Source organism: Roseateles sp., from assembly GCF_036404855.1.
Classification (GTDB): Bacteria; Pseudomonadota; Gammaproteobacteria; order Burkholderiales; family Burkholderiaceae_C; genus Pelomonas.
Genome location: NZ_DASWYS010000216.1, coordinates 1 through 2,095 on the forward strand (window position 1 = coordinate 1; position 2,095 = coordinate 2,095).

The 2,095-nt window shown below is 62.1% G+C and carries 2 protein-coding genes; both read right to left on the reverse strand.

Annotation, left to right across the window (positions count from 1 at the left end):
- The coding region (dnaJ, locus tag VGF12_RS14440) for a molecular chaperone DnaJ (protein WP_331176738.1) at positions 1-692 on the reverse strand (692 nt) is incomplete at its 3' end.
- Positions 693-775: 83 nt separating this feature from the next.
- Positions 776-2,095: molecular chaperone DnaK (dnaK, locus tag VGF12_RS14445; protein WP_331176739.1), on the reverse strand; the 1,320-nt coding region annotated here is incomplete at its 5' end.

Below are 2,095 nucleotides of genomic sequence, written 5' to 3' on the forward strand. Positions count from 1 at the left end.
TCGTCGATGCCCGCAGGAATCTTCACTTCCAGCGTCTTTTGCTTCTTGAGCTTGCCCTGGCCGTGGCAGGTGGTGCAGGGCTCAGGAATGATCTTGCCCGTGCCGCGGCAGTGGGGGCAGGTCTGCTGCACGCTGAAGAAGCCCTGGCGCATCTGCACCGTGCCTGCGCCCTGGCAGGTTCCGCAGGTCTTGGCGCTGGTGCCAGGCTTGGCGCCGCTGCCATGGCAGGTGTCGCAGGTGTCCCACGAGGGGATGCGGAGCTGTGCATCCTTGCCGCGCGCGGCTTCTTCCAGCGTGATCTCCATGGCGTAGCTGAGGTCGGAGCCTCGGTACACCTGGCGTCCGCCGGCGCCCCGGCCACGGCCTTGCTGGCCGAACATGTCGCCGAAGATGTCGCCAAACGCCTCGGCAAAACCGCCAAACCCTTCGGCCCCTGCACCGCCGGGGCCGCGCATGTTGGGGTCCACACCGGCGTGGCCGTACTGGTCGTAGGCGGCCCGCTTTTGCGGGTCGGAGAGCATCTCGTAGGCCTCTTTGGCTTCCTTGAATTTCTCTTCGGCAGGCTTGGCGGCATCACCCTGGTTGCGGTCAGGGTGATGCTTCATCGCCAGCTTGCGATAGGCCTTCTTGATTTCTTCGTCCGAGGCGTTTTTCGGAACGCCTAGGATTTCGTAAAAGTCTCGTTTGGACATAGTGATTCAGAACCCAGTTGGAACAGGAACGCCGCGCAGCCCCTCAGAGCAATGCGCGGCGGCTCGGGTCAACGGGGGCTCGTTCAGCCCTTCTTGACTTCCTTCACCTCGGCATCGACGACGTTGTCGTCATCGGCGGGCTTGTTGGCTGCACCAGCCGATGCACCTGCGGCGTCTGCACCACCGGCCGCCTGGGCGGCTTGCGCTGCCTGCGATTCGGCGTACATCTTCTCGCCCAGCTTCTGGCTGGCGGCCATCAGCGCGGTCGTCTTTTCGTCGATGGCAGCCTTGTCTTCACCCTTCAGGGCTTCTTCCAGGGCCTTCACGGCGGCGGTGATGGCGTCCTTTTCGCCGGCTTCGAGCTTGTCGCCATGCTCGGCGAGGCTCTTGTTCACGCTGTGTACGGCAGCTTCACCCTGGTTGCGGGCTTGCACCAGCTCCAGCTTCTTCTTGTCGTCCGCGGCGTTCAGCTCGGCGTCCTTCACCATCTTCTGGATTTCTTCTTCCGACAGGCCCGAGTTGGCCTTGATGGTGATCTTGTTTTCCTTGCCGGTGCCCTTGTCCTTGGCGCCCACGTGCAAGATGCCGTTGGCGTCGATGTCAAACGACACTTCGATCTGCGGAACACCGCGGGACGCAGGTGGAATGCCTTCCAGGTTGAACTCGCCCAGCAGCTTGTTGCCGGTAGCCATTTCGCGCTCGCCCTGGTAGACCTTGATGGTCACGGCAGGCTGGTTGTCGTCGGCCGTCGAGAAGGTCTGTGCGAACTTCGTCGGGATGGTCGTGTTCTTCGTGATCATCTTGGTCATGACACCGCCCAGGGTTTCGATACCCAGCGACAGGGGTGTCACGTCCAGCAGCAGCACGTCCTTGCGGTCACCCGACAGCACCTGGCCCTGGATGGCGGCGCCCACGGCCACGGCTTCGTCAGGGTTCACGTCCTTGCGGGGGTCCTTGCCGAAGAATTCCTTGACCTTTTCTTGCACCTTGGGCATCCGGGTCATGCCGCCGACCAGGATCACGTCATGGATGTCAGACACCGACACGCCAGCGTCCTTGATGGCCATGCGGCAAGGAGCGATGGTGCGCTCGATCAGCTCTTCCACCAGTTGTTCCAGCTTGGCGCGGGTCAGTTTGATGTTCAGGTGCTTGGGGCCCGATGCGTCTGCCGTGATGTAGGGCAGGTTGATGTCTGTCGAGGCCGAGTTCGACAGTTCGATCTTGGCTTTCTCGGCCGCTTCCTTCAGGCGCTGCAGGGCCAGCACGTCATTCTTGAGGTTGACGCCCGACTCCTTCTTGAACTCGTCAATGATGAAGTCGATGATGCGCTGGTCGAAGTCTTCGCCGCCCAGGAAGGTGTCGCCGTTGGTCGACAGCACTTCGAACTGCTTTTCGCCGTCCAC